We start from the raw sequence: 18,226 nt of genomic DNA, 5'->3' as shown, positions 1-18,226 counted from the left end.
CGCTCAGCTTGTATAGCGTTCGCACCTGACATCCAGACAGACCTTCGTGTAGGGGCGGGCTTGAAACCCGCCCCTACGTCCGGTTATCACGTCCAAAAGCAATATCTGTTCCACGATATAATTGAAGCACACGACCGCCTTTCATGAACACCCACATCATCAGCACCAGCCGCCGCACCGACATTCCGGCCTTCTACGGCCAGTGGTTCATGCGCCGGGTGCGCGCCGGCTGGTGCGCCGTGCCCAATCCATTCAACAGCAAGCAGGTGTCGCGGGTCGCGTTGAGTCCGGAGCGGACCCTGCTGGTCTTCTGGACACGCTGGGCCGCCCCCTTCCTGAAAGCCGTCGCGGAATTGAAGGGACGCGGCTATCGCTTTTATTTCCAGTACACCCTGGTCAACTATCCCGCGGCCATCGATCCCCATTCGCCGCCCCTGGACCGGGCTGCCGCTGCCTTTCGCCGTCTTGCCGACGCCATCGGTCCTGAGCGGGTGGTCTGGCGTTATGATCCGATCCTGCTGTCCAGCACAACGGATCACCACTTTCATCTGGAGAACTTCGCACGCATTGCGAAGGCGCTGGACGGCGCCACCCGCGGTGTCGTGATCAGCATCCTCGATCCCTATGCCAAGGCGGCCCGGCGGCTGGGTCGCTTGGGAGAAGAACAGCCTGAGTTCCGGTACCGGGCTTACGCTGCCGCAGGGGACGAACCACTGATGCGACAACTGGCGCAGATCGCGCAAGCGCATTCATTGCGAATCCAGAGTTGCGCCGAGACGATTGATCTGACCGCGGCCGGCATTGCGCCCGGCAAGTGTATTGATGACCAGTTGATCCGGGACACCTTTGGGATTGATGTCAGCCACACCAAGGACAAGGGACAACGCCAGGCCTGCGGTTGTGTCGAAAGCCGTGATATCGGTATGTACGATTCCTGTCTCTTCGGCTGCGCCTATTGTTACGCCACGCGCAGCTTCAAGGCTGCCGGGGCGAATCACGCGGCGCGCGATCCGGAATCGGCATCGATGATCAAGGCCGTTTCCGGCAGCTCAGCGAGCGGAGTCCGGTAGGCGCATCCGCAGCCGTGCCAGCTCCGCCTCGGCAGCGCGGGCGCGGGCCTCGGCCGCCGCCGCGCGCTCGGCCTCGGCGTCGAGTTGGCGGATAGCGGTTGCGGCCTGCGACTTGGCCGCTTGGGCTTCCAACTTGGCAGCTTCGGCCGCTGAGTTGGCGGCTTCAGCCTCCGACTTTGCCAATTCAGCTTTCGCCTTTGCCACTTCAGCCTCTGACTTCGCCAATTCAGCCTCCGACTTCGCCACTTCGGCCTTCGATTTCTCCACTTCGGCCCCTGCTTTTGCCGCATCAGCCTCCAACCGGGCCACTTCAGCCGCGGCAATGGCAGCCTCGGCCGCGGTCGGCAGCAGTTGACCATCCGGCGTGGACCAACGAATCCAGCGGGTCTCGACACCGCCGTAACTGCCGTCCCACCAGCACAGGTCGAGCCCCAGCAGTGGACTGGGTATCCGCCCCACGGTGCGCGGCAGCAGCGGTCGGTACCGCCCGTCCGTCAGGGTGAAGCCGGCGAAGTCCTCCGGAGTCCAGGGGTCGTACCAGAAATACTCGGCGACCCGCAGACGGTCCTGGTAGATGCGCTTTTTCTCGGTCTTGTCGGTGTGCGCGGTGCTCTCGGAGAGCAGTTCGACGATCAGGTCCGGCCCTTTCTCTTCATCCCAGACCACCCAACTCTTGCGTTCGCGGGGCGACACGCCGAGCACGACGAAAAAGTCCGGGCCGCGAAAGTCCTTGCCGCGCACTTGCTCGCTGCTGAAATAGAGAAACATGTTGCCGCCGACGAAACAGTCGCCGCGCGCTTGGGCCCAAGGGTCGAGCGAGTGGATCAGGAGTTCCATCTGCAACCGGTGGCGCAAGGTCTCCATGGGCTCTCCGTCGTCGCAGGGCAGGTCGTCCTCGGTGGGCAGGCTCGGCATCCGCAGGGCAGTGTTGGACATTGCGTGCTCCAGTGAGGTCCGGGCGCCGCGCCGGCGACTTGGTGTTCACGTCGGCGGTCAGGCGATTTTCGTCAAATCCTATACCATCTCGCGCGCCTTTTCCCCCGCCTTCCCGCTTCAGTATTCCGGTCACTTGGGCGCGCCGTGTGCGTAGTCAGGCCATCCTGGCCTGACACCGTCAGGGCTGGAAGCCCTGACTACGCATACCCCCGATCGGGATTACGATCAAGGCCGGCGACAGCCTTGATCGAAATACCGGATAGAACCGCGCAGTTTATATTCGTATACAGCCTTAAGCCACTGAAAAATATGTTGCTCGTGAGCCGGGCACGGACGGGGGGCCGGGTTGATGACCAAGGCCCTCGGTGGCCCTACACCGCAGCGGCTGCGGGTCCAGGCGTTAAGGTATCTTTCAGCTTCCAAGGCGTATGATGCCTTGTCCAATACCCCTAACTGCATCGACCCCGACCCCATGACCCGCTTGAGTGACATTCCGGTACAGGCCGATCCTGGCGAAAGCCGGGGCAACGCGTCGCCCCTGGTGACAGCAGTTCTGAATAACGTTGCGGACACCCTCGCGCAATTCCTTGAATCAAGACTCGCTACCGTCATCGATCTGCGAGCGATGCCGCAGATGGACGCGGCCACTTATCAGTCGCTTAAGGATGCGTTGTCCGCGGGCGAGGTGAGCGCCACGGTTGATAGCGATGTCACAGTTGAGATCAGAGAAACGCAATATCCTGGCGTTTGGTGGGTAACGCATCGCAACGAGCAGGGCGGTATCGTGACGGAGCTGATCGAAATCACGGAAGTTCCGGACATCCTGAAAACCCATGTTATCGATATGCGTGCCGGATTACTGCGTCTTCGACAGACGCTCGCGGAACCCTCACCGGTTTAGGGGATGGCGACGTCATCGACAGGACCTGTCCGGCCATCCAGGGACTGAGCCCGGCAGGCCTACGGCGGGGGTGGGCAGTCATCACCTCCGCGCAAAACACAAAATGCGGAGATACGACCATGAGCACCGATTTACCGAGCAGATCGGATCACTCACACATGCAGGCGGATTCGAGCGACGGCGTCACGTTCGACGAAGCAACGGTGGAGCGGCTATTGCAGCTCGGCATCAGCCGGCGACGCTTCATGTCCTATTGCGCGGGACTGGCGTCGCTGCTTGCGCTGCCGCAATCGATGGTGCCGCGACTGGCACAGGCCGCCACTTCGACGACCTTGCCTTCGGTCGTCTACATGTCATTTCAGGAATGCACGGGCTGCCTGGAGTCCATGGTCAACTCTTTTGCCTTCAGCGGCGGCACGACCATCGAAAATCTGATTCTGAACATGATTTCGCTGGATTACCAGGAAACGCTGATGGCGGCGGCAGGCGATCAGGCGGAGGAACGACTCCTGTCGGTCACCGACCAGTCAGATTATGTCCTGGTCGTGGATGGGTCCATCCCTGCCCGCTGGGATAGCGGCTACTTTATCAGTGGCGAACGCAGCGGCGTCGCCCGTTTTCGAGATGCCGCCAAGAATGCGGCTTTGATCGTCGCCGTCGGGACCTGTGCGAGTTTTGGCGGTCTGCCCAAGGCCGACCCCAATCCGACTGATGCACTTTCGATCGGCGATCTGATGGCTGACCTCGGAATTTCCAAGCCATTGATCAACATCTCGGGGTGCCCGCCGATTCCCGAGGTGATTACCGGCGTCATTCTGTACTACCTGAGTCAAGGGATGCCGACGCTTGACTCACTGCGCCGTCCCACCGTGTTCTATGGCGATACGGTTCATGAGGATTGCTATCGCAAAGAATCCTTTGAGGAGGGTCCGTTGGCATGGGCCTTCGATGATGCCAACTCCCGCAAAGGCAAATGCCTGTATATGCTTGGGTGCAAAGGTCCGGTCACGCATAACGCCTGCTCACGTATCCGCTGGAACCAGGGCACCAGTTTCCCGATGATGTCCGGACATGGGTGCATCGGGTGCTCAGAGCCGGATTTCTGGGATCGTCCCAACCGGAGAAATGAAAAAGGGTTCTACATCCCGATCGCCGCGGGATCCGGCCATACTCGCGGCCTTCCGTGCAACACCTGTCATGACGATATCGGTGGTGATGACGACTAGAGCAACCGCCAGGGGCCATCGGTCGGATGGGTCCCTTACCATTCCTACCGCGACCATAAACAGATACGAAATGCCAGGAGAACGCGAATGGCTGCCACCCCGAACGTTATCATCGATCCCGTTACCCGCATCGAGGGTCATTTGCGCATCCAAGCGCATGCCGTGCCGGACGGCATGGGCGGCGGCACCATTACGGACCCCGGACTCAGCGCCAGTACGATGGTACGGGGGCTGGAGAAAATCCTCCAGGGCCGCGACCCTCGGGATGCCTGGGCCTTCACCCAGCGGATCTGCGGCGTCTGTACCGTAGTACATGGATTGACCTCGGTGCGCGCCGTAGAGCACGCGATCGGTATCAAGGTGTCCAAGAATGCCGACTACATCCGCAACATGATGATCGGCGCACAGTATGTCCACGATCATGTGATGCATTTTTACCATCTCCACGCGCTGGACTGGGTGGATGTGGTCAGTGCGATGAAAGCGAATCCGACCAGGACCGCCGCCTTGGCCAGGATCAACAATGGCACTTATAAGCCGAACAACGGCGCGCTCCCGAACGCCGCCTATTTTCAGACTGTCCTGAACAAGCTGAACAACCTGGTGAGCCGGGGTCAGCTTGGCCTCTTCGCCAATGGGTATTGGGGTCACTCCGCGTACAAACTGAGCCCGGAAGAAAACCTGTTGCTGGTCTCCCACTATCTCGAGGCGCTGGCCTGGGCACGGGAGGTGGTCAAGCTGCATTCGGTCTTCGGCGGTAAGGACCCCCATCCCAATCTGGTGGTAGGCGGCATGCCCTGCACCCTCAGCAGCAACACCGGTACGGTCAATGATGAAAAGGGGGGCACCTCGCTCAACACCGAGGGGTTGGCGACTATCAAGACCGCCGTGACGAGGATGAAGGCCTTTGTCGATCAGGTCTATCTGCCCGACGTGATCTTGGTGGCGAAGCGTTATAAGGAGTGGGCAAATTTTGGTGCAACCGCTGGTAATTTCTTGTGCTACGGCGAGTTCCCGGACCCGGCACTGGTGAAGCGGGAGTTCACTGATGGCGCGATCGACTATCCTGCCGGTTACATTATTCCCCAAGGCGTGATCTGGGCAGATGCGCCGACGACGCTGACCCCCTTCGATGAGAAAATGGTGACCGAGAATGTCGCCCATGCCTGGTATTTGGGCTCGGATACCGGTGAGCATCCGTCCGTTGGCGAGACCGAGCTGTATTACGACGGGCCCTTGCCTGATCAAGGCCGTAATCCCGATGGCACCTCAAAATACATGCTTGATGAAAATGCCAGGTATTCCTGGATCAAGTCACCCCGCTACGACGATCAGCCGATGGAAGTCGGGCCGCTGGCGCATATTTTGACGATGCACGCACGGGGCGGCACCGCGAACGCCCAACCCACGGACAAGCTGGTCCGCAAGTATGTGCAGCAACTCTGGATCAATCCAACGGCGCAGGGCGGTCTGGGGCTTACTTTCACGCAGCTGAATTCCACTCTGGGGCGAATCTTCTGCCGCGTACTGGAGACCAAGATTATCGCCGACCAGATCGCCGGTCGGGCGGCCGACACGGCGGCGGGTACCGCAGCCTACGCCGGATGGTATCAGCTTTATTACAACAACAAAGCGGGTGCCTATTGGAATCCCAACACCTTTACGCGCCTTCAACAGCCTAATCTGTGGCCCGTGCAGGTGGGGTTCGGTTTCACCGAAGCACCGCGCGGAGCTCTGGGTCACTGGGTGAAGCTCAATCGTGTCTCAGGCCTGATCGATAACTACCAATGTGTCGTTGCCAGTCAATGGAATGCCGGACCGCGTGATCTCGTCGGCGTGCCCGGGCCTTATGAAGAGGCCTTGCGCGGCCATGTCCTGGCCAATCTCAAGCAGCCGCTGGAAGTGCTGCGGACGATTCACAGTTTTGACCCCTGCATCGGCTGCGCAGTCCATATCGTCGACCCGGACGGCAAGCCGTTGGTCCAGGTGGATGTGAATCATGGCGTCTGTTCGACCACCCGAGTGTCGGACATGCGTTGCGCATCCTAGGATCACGCCTTCGCGCGCGGCGGCAGCGGCGCGAAATAGCCGACGACCAGGAGCAGCACGCCCACTGACAGGAAGGCGACGATACGTGCCAGGGTACCTGAACTGGACAGGTCCACCAGGAACAGCTTGAGCACCACCACACCCATGAGCGCGGCGCCCGCGAACCAGGCCCGGCGTTGCGCCAGGTGGTGGCCCAGCACCATGCAGATCAGCCCGGCCAAGGCCCAGAGTACAGCCAGCCCCGCCTGGACGGTCTGGGAGCCGAGCATGGCCGCGGGCGAGAAACTCACACCCAGCCAGTGATAGGCAGTCCGGAACCAGGCGCTGTTGAGCCAGAGAAACAGGGTGAGCCCCAGTGCCCAGGGGGCGAAGGACCAACGCCAGGCCGGTCGGTCCGGTGCCGCGGCGGCGCCGTCCAGGCCGACCCGATAGAGCCAATCGGCCAGCACCAGCAGGGCGAGCCCGATACCCATGTCCAACGGATTCAGCAGCGGCAGATAGGCCAAGGGAGTGGCGTCGCCCCGACTGACGAGACAGGACACCAGGACCCAGCCCCAGAGGAAGCAGCCGACCGGCACCAGGGCCTGCTCCCGATACACCCGCGGGTGCGCCGACACCGGCCAGGGGAGGCGTCCGCCCAGGTGCCGCAAGGTGAGCATCCCGGCCGCCGGGATCAGTGCCCAGGCCAGGGACGGCCAGGTGTCGGCACCTTGCATCCAGTGATCCAGCCGCCAGGCGGACTCCCAGGAGAGCAGGATCAGGACCAGCCAGAACCCGGCCTGATGCAGCAGGGCGAGCAGCGCCGGTTCGGACGCCACGCCGTCCTCCTCCCGGCGGAGCAGATAGAGGTGGCCCAGCAGTCCGGCTCCCCACCCGGCCAGCGTCCAGCCCGTGAATGGATGGTCGAGTAACCAGCCGGCCAGCGGCAACAGCAGATAGAGCAGGGGCAGCAGTGCGCGGGCCGGCCAACGCAAATCCGGCCAGGGGAGCGTCCAGCGCAGCCGATCGGCGAGCAGTGCGGACGCGGTGAAACAGAGCGCCAACGCGGTGACCAGCGGCTGCGCCTGGCCCACCTGGTCGGCGATCTCGGTGATCCAGGCGCCGTACCACCACAGCAGCCCCCAAACCAGGAACGGCCGATACAGCAGCGTTTCCCAGGGAACCGCCTCCGGGTGACGCTGAAGATGCCACGCGGTATAGACCCCGGCAAGAGCGACGCAGAGTGCGCCGACGAAGAGACCGTTCAGCACGGGCAATTCCGCCGGCGCCTCCCAGACGGCCAGGAGCAAGGCCAGTGCCGCCCCGATCTGCAGCAGATAACCGAACAGGCGGGGTTCAAGCCGGCCCTGACGACCGCCTACCCACACCATGGCCGCACCTTCCAAAGCCCACAACCCCGCGGTCCAGCGGGCATCCAGGGCCAAGGGCACGACCAGGGTAGCGAAGACCACTCCGATGGCGAGGAAGACCTCGGTCAGCGGTCGCGGCACGGCGCCGCGGCGCACGAACCCGAGGCCGGCCAGACCGCTATAGAAGACCGCCGCGGCAAACGCGCTCCAGGCCAGACCGTACTCATACCGCTGCACCAGCCCCGCCTGGAGCGCGAACCCCACCAGCGGAACACCGAACACCAGACTCGCATCCACCTGGTCGCGCGACTCCGGCGGTTGGCGGCGCGCGAACAGCAGGGCCACGGCCACGTACAGGACCGCGAAGGCGATCAGGAAGGGCTCGGTGCCGGCGAACTGGTCCGGCCGATAGAACCGATAGCCCCATAAGGAGGCGATGACGAAGGTGAAGACGAAACCCACCCGGTTCAGCGCTTGCCAGGGGCGGAACCAGGCGATCACCAGGATGCCGAGATTGAGCACCAGATAGTAGGAAAAGAGACCGACATGACTGTCGGTCCCCGCGGCGGTCAGCACCGGTGCCAGAAAGCCGCCGACAGCACCGAGTACCGCCAGCACCTGGGCGTTCTGGAGCACGGCCAGGGCGGCGGCACCGGCGGCCACCACCGCCAGGACCGCGAAGGCGGGGCCGGGCGGAATCAGGGCATAGAGCCGCAGCGCCGCGAACACGGTGAGATAAAACAACCCGACCCCGCCGCCCTGCAGCGCCAGCCCGTAGAGCGGCCGGGACTGCCGCAGGCGCCAGCCGAGCGACAGCAGCAGCAGGCCGCCGACGGCGACCGCGCTCAACCGCAACTCGATGGGCAGCAAGGCGTGTTCCGCGGCGAGCTTGAGCAGAAAGGCGACACCAAAGAACAACACCACCACGCCGGCTCGCACCATGAGGTTGCCGCCCAGGAGCCAGTTGCGGGCCAGGACCCACCAGGGCTCGGCCGCGCCGGTGGCCGCGGCGTCGGCGCGCGCGGATCCGGCCCGGCCGGTCGGCCTGTCCCACTCGGCGAGGATGTCGATCTCCGACGCGGCAGCGGTCTGCGCGGTCGTGACCGCGCGGGTCGGCGGCACGGACCGCGAGAACAGCAGTGTCGAATCCGGTTCGGCCGTCCGTTCAGTGGTCTGTTCAGTCAGCGGCCGCGGTGCCGGCACGCTCTCGCGCAAGCGTCTGAGCGCACGCTCAAGCTCCAGGGCCGCCACCCGCCGACGCAGATCGAGGATCAGACCGAGGGCAAGACCGGCGAGCGCGGAGGCGAACCAGTCACCGAACAGCGGCCCGCCGATCGCGATCCCGAGCAGTGCAAACAAGACGGGCAGCATCGCGACTCACTCCAGTTCCGACAGACGGCACCCGCGGGCTGACGAAACGCAGGAAAAACCAACTAAACTAAAGTGTTGCCATGACCGAAAAAGTCACGCCGACACCCGACTGCACGCTGAACTGAAAATGTGCCCGCGCGCGCATTATCAGACTCTGGAGGACTTGACAAGGGAACCTGTATATAAGAAACTGTTGATGTACTGAAGCGACCGCGCTTCGGTGCACTCCTCCATCCTCCTTTGGTGGTAACTTTAAGGCGCGACTCAGGTCGCGCTTTTTTTTGGTGCGGCGCTCACCCGTCAGGGGACATCGAACCGCAAAAACTCCATGCTGAACTGACCGCGGCCCTGGGTCTGGCTGCGCAGCGTCGTGGTATAGCCGAGCAGCGCGGCAAGCGGCGCCTCGGCACGGATCGCGGCATTGCCGTCGGCGGTGTCGCCGGTGCGGGTTTCCAGGATCAGGGCGGCACGCGCCTGCAGATCGCCCAGGACCGCCCCCAGGTTGACCTCCGGGACTATGACCTCCAGTGCCATCACCGGCTGCATCAGAACCGGCTGGGCTTCCTCCAGTGCCTTGCGCAACGCCTTGCCGGCCGCCGCCGCCAGTGCCTCCGGGGTGGAGCCTGGGCCGAACAACTCGGCCTCGCGGACCTGGACGGCCAGATCCATGAGCGCGGCGCCTTGCAGCGGGCCTGATTCGAGCGCGCCGCGCAGACCCGACGCGATGGCCCGGCGCTGCTCGTCACTCAGGACAGCGCCCTCGGGCAGCACCCGTGGCGTCACGTCCACACGGGTACCGGCACCGCGGGTCAGCGGCTCTACCGCCAGCGCGACCCGCGCCATGAGGTCCAGGTGTTTGCTGTCGGGCAGCGGCGGCGTCGTAAACAAGGCGTCCGCCGCCGCGCCGCGGCGAATGGTCTCGCGCACCGCCACGGCGGGGCGCCCGCTGCGCACCTGCACGCCGAACTCACGCCCCAACCGCTCCAGGACCATCTGCAGGTGCAGTTCGCCCATCCCCTTGAGCAGGCGCTGGCCGGTCTCAGGGTCCTCTTCCACGGCCAGGGTGGGATCCTCCTGGGTGACCTTGTCCAGGACCTCCAGCAGGCGCTCCTCATCGGTCCCGGCGCCCGGTTCGATGGCCAGACCCAGGACCGGGGCGCGCGCCTCGATCCGTTCCAGGCCGATCAGGTGTCCGGGAGCGCACAGGGTATCGCCGGTCGTGGCGAAGCGCAGACCGGCGATCAGGACGATCTGACCCGGCTCGGCCTGATCGACCTTAGTCTTCTTGCCGGCGTCGACCTCGAACAGGCGGGCGGCCTGCTCATGGCGGGTCTGACCGTCCGGTCCGACGAATTCCACCGGGTCGCCTGCTTTCAGGGTATTGCGATAAATCCGGGCGAACACATGGCGCCGTCCATCCCAGAGCTGCACCTTGAAGGCCAGAGCGACCAGCGGACCGTCCCCGCCCAGCACCACCTCCTCGCTGCTGCCGTCGGGGCGGCGGCCGATGGCGGGCGGGCGGTCGGGGGGGGCCGGCAGGAAATCGATCACCCCGTCCAGCAGCGGCTGGACACCGAGGTTGCGCAGGGCGCTGCCGCCGTAACAGGGAAACAAGCGCCCGGCCAGGGTCCCGCGGCGGATGGCGGCGCGCAGGGCCGCGGGCTCCGGCGTCTCGCCGGCCAGCACCGGCTCGATCAGGGACTCATCGAACTCGGCGGCGGCCAGGCCCAGGGCCTCCCGGTCGGCGGCCAGCTGCGCCCACAGGGCGTCGGGGCAGGGTTGCGTCTCCAGCAACTCGCCCTGCTCGCCCATGAAACGAATCAGCGTCCGGTCGATCAAATGAACCACGGCCTGTGCGTCGGGCAGCGGGACCGTGATCGGCGCGGGTTCACCCTTGAGACGCTGCCTGATGGCGGCCAATGCCTGCCGATAGTCGGCACCGGGGCGATCCATCTTATTGATAAAAAAGAGCGCCGGAAGATTGAATCGGGCACGCTGGCGCCACACGGTCTCGGTCTGGGGTTCGACGGCACGCACCCCGTCGAGGACCAGGATGCAGCCGTCCTGCACCCGCATGGCACGCTCCACCTCGATGGTGAAGTCGACATGACCGGGGGTATCCACCACCTGGATCAGGTGTTCGCGCCACGGCGCCTTGGTGACCGCCGCGGTGATGGTGATGCCGTGACGCTGCTCCTCGGCCAGGTAATCCATGTGGGCGGCCCCATCATGAACCTCACCGATTTTGTAGGAAGCGCCGGTGTAAAACAGGATGCGCTCGGTCAGCGTGGTCTTGCCGGCATCCACATGGGCCGCGACCCCGATATTGCGGACGTGCGACAATCGCGACAATTTCTTCATCATGCTTACGAGGTAACAGAGTGATAAAGCTGAATATAAACAAGCATAACGACCGGGATCGACCGCGCGCTTCGGCACCCGCCCAGACCCGGGGCGGGCGCTGGCTGGCCGCCGCGACGGCGCTGGGTCTCGGCCTCGGCCACGGCTGGGCGCCCGCGGTTCAGGCCGATACCTTCCGGCTGGCGCACCCGGGCGATAGCGTGATCGGCGTGCCCTTCTATGTAAAGAGCCGCAATCACGACACTCTGCTCGATATCGGTCGGCAGAACCAGTTGGGTTATCAGGATATGGACCAGGCGAACCCCAAGGTCGACATCTGGGTGCCGGGCGACGGCAGCGATGTGTTGATTCCGACCTTCTTCGTGCTGCCCAACACCCCGCGCCGGGGTCTGGTGCTGAACCGCCCGGAGATGCGCCTGTACTACTATCCGCCCGACAACCCGGACGAGATTCAGAGCTACCCGATCAGCATCGGACGTGAGGGCTGGAGCACACCGCTCGGGACTTTCTCGATAACCAAGAAGGTCAAAGACCCGACCTGGACGCCGCCGGCCTCGATTCGGGCCGAGCACGCGGCCAATGGAGACATCCTGCCGGCGGTGGTGCCTGCCGGTCCCGACAATCCGTTGGGGCAGTTCGCCATGCGGCTGTCCGTTCCCGGCTATCTGATCCACGGCACCAACAAACCCTGGGGTCTGGGGATGCAGGTCAGCCATGGCTGTATCCGCATGAACAACGAGGGGATCGAGGAATTGTTCCCGCAGGTCAGCGAGGGTACGGTGGTGACGATCGTCGACCAGCCCTACAAGCTCGGCTGGCTGGGGAATGACCTCTATCTGGAGGTGCACATCGACAATGAGTCGAAACGGAAGGCGGCGCGCTCGGTGGTACCGGAGTCGGTGGCGAACGCGGATGGGCTGACGATGGATTGGCAGGCGGTGGAACGAGCGGTCAAGGAAAACACCGGCCTCCCGCAACTTGTGGGAAGCCGGCGCAGTTCAGCCGACAGGCTTCACTTGGACATGATCTTCTGATACATGCGGTCCAGACGCTCGGTGTTCGCGTCGCAGCAGGCCTGGGCGCCCTTGGCGGCGTCCAGGGCTTGCTGAGCCATTTCACGAGCGGTGGAGTCGGTGCAGGCGCTCAGCAGGGAGGCGCCAATCAGGGCAGCGGCGGACAGGGAAGCGAGCTTGACGATCTTGGTCATCGGTAGAATCTCCAAAGGTTGAGCCAATCGGCTCTCTTTTTATACCACAGGTTCGGGTTTTTCCGAATCCCCCACACTGCATCCGTTACATCTGACGATGCGCGGGATGCCCGGTGGATCAAGATCCGATTGTACGCTCCTGGCCAACCGCGAGCGGTTTGACCGAAAGAGTCGGACCCGGTGTGTAAGCTTGCGTGAAAAACACGCGAACTGCAACAGCCGAGAGGGCGAAACCACGCGGAATTTCCGGAATCGCCCTGACGACACGCCTGTTTGTAATGAAAACACGTTCACGTCCGACACCCTCAGGGCCAGCGGATGTCGCTCGAGCGCCGGGTTGCGCTCGGGCACAATCTTGGTCCACGCTGGGGATCCAGGCCCGCGATCCAGGCAGGCCGTTTGCCGAGGTCCTAATTTATGCGCCGCTACTATGGTCGTCCGCTGGACGACCCGTCGATGTCGCCGTTCCGCTGTGACGGCTACGTCGCGGAAGGCCAGATCCGCGACGACCGGGGTGAGTCGATCCCGCTCGCCGCCCTACCGCCGTTTCTGCGCGCCCTCCTGGTCACCGACGGAACCGTCACCAAGATCCTGGAAGCCTATTTTTGGGAACCCGTGGCCGTCGACACCCTGGAGCAACGCTTCGAGACGGCGCAGGCCGCGGTGCCCTGGATCGGTCTGACACCGGGATCCCGGTGCCTGGTTCGCGATGCCCGCTTGCGTGGCGTCCATAGCGGGCGCGCCTTCGCCGAGGCCTTGTCGCTGATCCGCACGGAGCTGATTCCCGAAGACTTTCGCCGCCGTCTGATCGACCGCGAGATCGGCATCGGCGCATTGATCCGTGACAGCGGACTGGAGAGTTATCGGGAGGTCCTGGACGTCGGGGTCGACCGGGACGCGGAAGGGGATGTCGGCGAATCGGTATTCCGCACCTATCGGATCATTATCGGCGGTCACCCCGTGATCCTCATCACTGAACGCTTTGCACTGGCGTTGTTTCAAGGCGACACGCAACGATCGCCGCTGGTTCAACCATCAAACATCCCGCGGCCGCCCGCCTGAACAGCGTGTTTACTGGATCACCAAGCACCCCGTTCAACCTGAAGTCGCGAGAATACCACCCCCCGTCATTCCGGCAGGATGCCGGAATCCAGGGTCAGGGACGGTACTTCTCAGCAACAACGGACCGGCGGGATGAGACGGAACGCCCGACCAACGTGCCCTTCGCCACGCACGGCCGCGCGCGCCCTGCCGTCGTAGCCCCCCGCGACACCATCCGTCTGAACGAGACCCCGGAGGGTGTCGACCTGGGCCTGCGCCCGGCCGGCCCGACGGCGCGCGCCGTGGCACTGGCCGTCGACGGCGGCATTCGACTCCTGGTCTACCTGGCCCTCACTCCGCTGGCGGCCTTCGCCGGTCTCGGGGCCGGGATGATCCTGATCGCCGGCTTCCTGCTCGAATGGTTCTATCCGGTGGTCTTCGAAGTCTGGACCGGGGCCACCCCCGGCAAACGCGCGCTGGGATTACTGGTGGTCCACGACGACGGCACCCCGGTGGGGCTGCCCGCGTCGCTGATCCGCAACCTCTTGCGAGTCGTCGATTTTCTGCCGCTGTTCTACGGTGTCGGCCTGGTTTGCACCCTGGCCGACCGGGATTTTCGCCGACTCGGCGATCTGGCGGCCGGCACCCTGGTTGTCCATGCGGACAACCCCGTCGCCCGCCCCGCGGCCCTCGCCGCGGCCCTCGCCGCACAATGCGACACGGCCCCCCGACCGCCGCCCGCCGGCTTGTCGCTGACCGCCGCGCAGGCGATCCTCGCCTTCGACGAACGGGCGGCGCGACTGTCGGCGGCACGACGGATCGAACTCGCCGAAACCCTGCTCGCCCGGTTTCCCCCCGCCGCGGACGGCCAGACCTGGCCGAGTGGACCCGCCGCGGTGGCACTGGTGGCCGGTTACGCAAGCTGGCTGACCAGGGGGCGCTGAACCATGCGACAACAACCCTTCGCCGCCGACCGAGCCGGCCAATGGGAGGAGTACCGTCAACTCCTCGACACACTGGAAAGCCGCGGTCGCCGCCGGCCAGACCCGGCGCCGGTGCGTTTCCCGGTGCTTTACCGGCGCCTGTGTGCCGACTACGCCCTGGCCCGCGCCCGCCATTACAGCCCGGGGCTGATCGCCGAGCTGCACGCGCTGGTCCGGCGCGGCTACCGCTGTCTGTACCAGCGTCGACCGGCGTTACTGGGGCCGACCCTGGCCTTCATGGCGGCCGGTTTTCCCCGCACCCTGCGCCGTCATGCGGCCGCGTTCTGGCTGGCCGCGGCCCTGCTGTTCCTGCCGATGGCGATCATGGGCGTTGCCTGCCATCAGGATGGTGAACTGATTTACAGCCTCATGGACAGCAGTGAGGTGACCGATCTGGAAGCACTGTACGACCCGGCGAACCGCAAGGTCGGGCGCGCCGCACAGCGCCAGGCGGACACCGATTTTCAGATGTTCGGCTATTACGTGATGAACAACATCGGCATCGGGTTCCGCACCTTTGCCGGCGGGCTGCTGCTGGGGCTCGGCAGCGTGATCATTCTGCTGTTCAACGGGTTGGCGATCGGCGCCGCGGCCGGCCACCTGACCCGGCTGGGCTTCGAGTCGACCTTCTGGCCTTTTGTCAGCAGTCACGCACCCTATGAGCTGACCGCCATCGCCATCAGCGGGGCGGCCGGACTCCTGCTCGGCCAGGCGCTGCTCGCCCCCGGACGCCGCACCCGCCTGGCCGCCCTGCGCGCCAATGCGCGCGACGCCGTGGTGCTGGTCGGCGGGGCCGCGCTGATGCTGCTGCTGGCCGCGGTGGTGGAGGCCTTCTGGTCTGCCGGCGGCACGCCGGCCGAAGTCAAGTACGGGGTCGGCGCCGTGGGCTGGATACTGGTAGCCGTCTATCTGAGCCTGGCCGGCCGGGGTGACCGTCATGGAGCTTGACCGGGCCGCCGCTGTCCTGCGCCCGCGCCGCCCCTGGGAGGGCGTGGATCTGGGGTTCACCCTGGCGCGTCAGTGGTTCCCAACCCTCTGGCTGTTGTGGTGGTTGGGAACCCTGCCGCCGGCTCTCCTCGCACTGGCCCTGGTCGGCGGGAAGGCCGACTGGTGGCTCGTGCTGGTTTGGTGGTTCAAGCCGCTCTATGAGGCCCCGCTGCTGTACTGGAGCAGCCGCGCGCTGTTCGGCGAGCCCGTGGCGCTGCGCAATGCCGGTGTCATCTTCAGATCCGCCTGGACCCGCCGCCTGCTCCCTTCTCTGCTCTGGCGCCGGCTGAGTGTCGGCCGCTCGTTCAATCTGCCCATCGTCCTGTTGGAAGGGCTGCACGGGGCGGCCGTGCGCAGCCGCCGTCGGGTGCTGAGCGAGGGCGACGGAACCGCCGCCTGGCTGACCCTGATCTGCTATCACTTCGAGGCCATCCTCTGGGGCGGACTGCTGCTCGGCCTGTATTTCCTGATCCCCGCGGGCCTGCCGAACATCGACTTGGCGGCCGCCGTGACCGACGGGCAATCCTGGCCCTACTGGCTGAGCAGCGCGCTCTACCTGCTCGCCGCCTCGGTGATCGCCCCCTTCTACGTCTGTGGCGGCTTCGCGCTCTATATCGGCCGCCGCACTGAACTGGAAGCCTGGGATCTGGAACTCGCCTTTCGCCAGGCGGGAACCACCGGGTCGGCACCCCGAGCCGGAACACCAGGCCAACGGGAGCGACGCCTCGGGCCTGGCCGACCGTTGACCATGGCCCTGGTCGGCACCCTGCTGATCGGCTTGGCGACGACCTGGCCGGGCGGCGGACTGCAGGCCGCAACGCCCGCGCCACCCTGGCCGGACGCTGCCGAGGCGCGCGCGATCATGGCCGAAGTCCTCGCCGACGAGACCTTCGGCCGCACCCGGGAACTCACCTTCTGGGCGCCCATCACCGGACCGGACGAGATGCCCACCGAGACACCATCCTGGCTGCGGTGGCTGGGCGAACTGGCGCTGCTCCTCGGACCGCTGTTCAAATGGCTGCTGGTCATCTGCGCCGTCGCCGCGGTTGCGCTGCTGGCGCGCCGCATCCTGCGCGACTGGCGGCCCGCGGCGCGACGGCGACGGCAGCCGTCGACGGTCATCCGCGCGGCGGCCCCGGCCGCGGACCCTCACCCAACCCCGGTCGACCTGGCCACCGCGGTGCGCGCGCACCTCGCCGCCGGTGATGCGCGCGGCGCCTTGGCGCTGCTCTATCGCGGCAGCATCGCGCACCTGTCGCGATGCGCTGTCACAATCCCGGAGGGCGCCACCGAAGGCGAGGTCCTGCGCCTGGCGGCCCATCATCTGGAGGCATCCGAGTTGGCGCCGTTACGGCTCCTGACCCACGATTGGGAGGCGCTGGCCTACGCCCGGCGGACACCGGACCTGGACCGGATCGACGCGCACCTCGCCGCCTGGCTGCGCTGGACCGACACGGCAGCGCCGCGACCGGACGGAGCCGACCATGGCGCCTGAACGACGCACCCTGGCGCTGGTGCTGACCGGTCTGCTCGTGATCGGCATGGCGGCCTTCACCGCCTGGTTTCTGGCCAACTTCGAGCGCCGGACCCAGGAGATCCCGATCGGTGCCGCCGCGGCAGCCCGCCGCAATCCCATGCTCGCGGCTGAGCGCTTCCTCACCCGCCTGGGAATCCCGGTGGAAAGCAGTGCCGGCCGTGGTTTGCTGCGGCAACTCCCACCCATCACCGACACCCTGGTCGTCAATGGCCTGGGGCCGCTCAGCACGGCACGCCAGGCGGCACTGCGCGCCTGGCTCCAGGATGGCGGCCGACTGGTGGTGGAAGCGGTCGACCTGTGGGACGATGCAGACGACGACGCGGAGGCGTCGTCCGATGATGCGGTTCCGGCCGCCGCGCCGGATCCGGACGACCTGCCGGGCACCTTCGGGATCAGGCTGCGGGAGACCGAAGAGGACGCCGACGGGACCTCCGGCAAGGACCGGGATCAAATCCTGGCCAAGGCGCCCTGGCTGCCGGGCGGCGAACCGCTGAGCGTCGCCTTTCATCCGGACTGGTACCTGGAAGCCGCGGGTGTCGCGGGTGCGACCGAGGTTGCGGCCGGGGGGCGAACGCGCATGGTGCGACTGCCGGTCGGCGCGGGGATGCTCACGGTGTCCAGCGACCACCTGTTCCTCACCAACGACCGGATCGGGCGCCACGATCACGCGCTGTTTCTCGCCTATCTGGTCCAGCCGGCCCCCGGCGGCAAGGTCTGGCTGCTCTACGACAGCGCGGTTCCCTGGCTCGGGACCCTGCTGTGGGCCGCGGCACCGGCAGGCATCAGCGCGGTGGCGATCCTGGTCCTGGTGTGGGTCTGGTCGTTGAGCGCGCGGCTGGGACCGCTGGAGCAGGCCCCGGACCGGCGGCGACGCGACCTGCTCGAGCACCTGGATGCCGCCGGGGCCTTCCTGTGGCGTCATGGGCGCGCCGCCGGACTGGTCGAGGCGACGCGGCGGCAGGTCTTCACGGTCTGGCAACGGCGCCGCCCGGACCTGCATCAACTGGCGCAACACGACCAGATCGCCGGCATCGCCGAGGCCAGCCGATTGTTGCCGCAACAGGTGCGTGCAGCGTTGACGACCCAGGCCGATGATGCCCAGGGCTTCATCGAGCAAACCAAGGTCCTCAAGGCGCTTTGGCACGGGGCCAGGCGGCGGCGCCCGTGATCCTGGCGGCGAGGGGTTCGGGGTTCGGGGTTCGGGGTTC

General features: G+C 65.6%; 14 protein-coding genes. 10 read left to right on the top strand and 4 right to left on the bottom strand.

Going from position 1 to position 18,226, the window contains the following annotated elements; all coding sequences use genetic code 11:
* Positions 1 to 143: 143 nt before the first annotated feature.
* Complete coding sequence (locus tag A39O_RS0123375; protein ID WP_020507094.1) at positions 144 to 1,070, top strand: DUF1848 domain-containing protein; 927 nt, start codon at positions 144 to 146, stop codon at positions 1,068 to 1,070.
* On the opposite strand, the gene A39O_RS43255 is transcribed toward A39O_RS0123375, so the two are convergent.
* Positions 1,050 to 2,006: a Uma2 family endonuclease gene (locus A39O_RS43255; protein WP_020507093.1), complete on the bottom strand. Its 957-nt coding sequence runs from the start codon at positions 2,004 to 2,006 to the stop codon at positions 1,050 to 1,052. The two genes, A39O_RS0123375 and A39O_RS43255, sit on opposite strands and share 21 nt — an antisense overlap.
* Before the next feature lie 349 nt (positions 2,007 to 2,355).
* Here A39O_RS43255 and A39O_RS34805 point away from each other — a divergent pair, with 349 nt between their 5' ends.
* The 3 genes from A39O_RS34805 to A39O_RS34800 all read left to right on the top strand — a co-directional run bounded on the left by A39O_RS34805 (position 2,356) and on the right by A39O_RS34800 (position 6,182).
* The gene (locus tag A39O_RS34805; RefSeq protein WP_020507092.1) at positions 2,356 to 2,907 is read left to right on the top strand and encodes a hydrogenase expression/formation C-terminal domain-containing protein; all 552 of its coding nucleotides are present in this window, start codon (positions 2,356 to 2,358) and stop codon (positions 2,905 to 2,907) included.
* Between the two features lie 119 nt (positions 2,908 to 3,026).
* Positions 3,027 to 4,133 (top strand): hydrogenase small subunit, encoded by a 1,107-nt coding sequence (locus A39O_RS0123355; protein ID WP_211211698.1) that lies wholly within the window; start codon positions 3,027 to 3,029, stop codon positions 4,131 to 4,133.
* An 87-nt stretch (positions 4,134 to 4,220) separates the two neighbouring features.
* Positions 4,221 to 6,182, top strand: coding sequence for a nickel-dependent hydrogenase large subunit (locus tag A39O_RS34800; RefSeq protein ID WP_020507090.1), 1,962 nt, complete (start codon positions 4,221 to 4,223; stop codon positions 6,180 to 6,182).
* 2 nt (positions 6,183 to 6,184) lie between these two features.
* Here A39O_RS34800 and A39O_RS0123345 read toward each other — a convergent pair whose 3' ends face one another.
* Positions 6,185 to 8,902, bottom strand: coding sequence for a DUF2339 domain-containing protein (locus A39O_RS0123345; protein ID WP_020507089.1), 2,718 nt, complete (start codon positions 8,900 to 8,902; stop codon positions 6,185 to 6,187).
* 300 nt (positions 8,903 to 9,202) lie between these two features.
* Positions 9,203 to 11,263 (bottom strand): elongation factor G, encoded by a 2,061-nt coding sequence (locus tag A39O_RS0123340; protein ID WP_026199683.1) that lies wholly within the window; start codon positions 11,261 to 11,263, stop codon positions 9,203 to 9,205.
* A gap of 20 nt (positions 11,264 to 11,283) precedes the next feature.
* Here A39O_RS0123340 and A39O_RS0123335 point away from each other — a divergent pair, with 20 nt between their 5' ends.
* Positions 11,284 to 12,297 carry a L,D-transpeptidase family protein gene (locus A39O_RS0123335; RefSeq protein ID WP_020507087.1) on the top strand — a complete coding sequence of 338 codons (1,014 nt, stop codon included), beginning with the start codon at positions 11,284 to 11,286 and terminating at the stop codon, positions 12,295 to 12,297.
* Here A39O_RS0123335 and A39O_RS0123330 read toward each other — a convergent pair.
* Complete coding sequence (locus A39O_RS0123330) at positions 12,276 to 12,470, bottom strand: alanine-zipper protein (RefSeq protein ID WP_020507086.1); 195 nt, start codon at positions 12,468 to 12,470, stop codon at positions 12,276 to 12,278. The genes A39O_RS0123335 and A39O_RS0123330 overlap by 22 nt on opposite strands.
* Positions 12,471 to 12,887: 417 nt before the next feature.
* Between A39O_RS0123330 and A39O_RS0123325 the strand changes: the two genes are divergently transcribed.
* The 5 genes from A39O_RS0123325 to A39O_RS0123305 all read left to right on the top strand — a co-directional run bounded on the left by A39O_RS0123325 (position 12,888) and on the right by A39O_RS0123305 (position 18,186).
* A complete protein-coding gene (locus A39O_RS0123325) occupies positions 12,888 to 13,532 on the top strand; it encodes a chorismate--pyruvate lyase family protein (protein ID WP_020507085.1) in 645 nt (214 codons plus the stop codon).
* A 155-nt stretch (positions 13,533 to 13,687) separates the two neighbouring features.
* Positions 13,688 to 14,455, top strand: a complete 768-nt coding sequence (locus A39O_RS0123320) for an RDD family protein (RefSeq protein WP_020507084.1) — start codon at positions 13,688 to 13,690, stop codon at positions 14,453 to 14,455.
* 3 nt (positions 14,456 to 14,458) lie between these two features.
* On the top strand, positions 14,459 to 15,442 hold the full coding sequence (locus A39O_RS0123315; protein ID WP_020507083.1) for a stage II sporulation protein M: 984 nt from the start codon (positions 14,459 to 14,461) through the stop codon (positions 15,440 to 15,442).
* Positions 15,432 to 16,976 carry a DUF4129 domain-containing protein gene (locus A39O_RS0123310; RefSeq protein WP_020507082.1) on the top strand — a complete coding sequence of 515 codons (1,545 nt, stop codon included), beginning with the start codon at positions 15,432 to 15,434 and terminating at the stop codon, positions 16,974 to 16,976. The genes A39O_RS0123315 and A39O_RS0123310 overlap by 11 nt, the downstream gene beginning before the upstream one ends.
* Entirely contained in the window at positions 16,966 to 18,186 is a 1,221-nt protein-coding gene (locus A39O_RS0123305) for a DUF4350 domain-containing protein (RefSeq protein ID WP_020507081.1), read from the top strand. The genes A39O_RS0123310 and A39O_RS0123305 overlap by 11 nt, the downstream gene beginning before the upstream one ends.
* Positions 18,187 to 18,226: the final 40 nt, after the last annotated feature.

This window comes from Lamprocystis purpurea DSM 4197 (assembly GCF_000379525.1).
Classification (GTDB): Bacteria; Pseudomonadota; Gammaproteobacteria; order Chromatiales; family Chromatiaceae; genus Thiodictyon; species Thiodictyon purpureum.
Note: the sequence above shows the minus strand (reverse complement) of the source record. Positions and strands in the feature narration are given on the sequence as shown.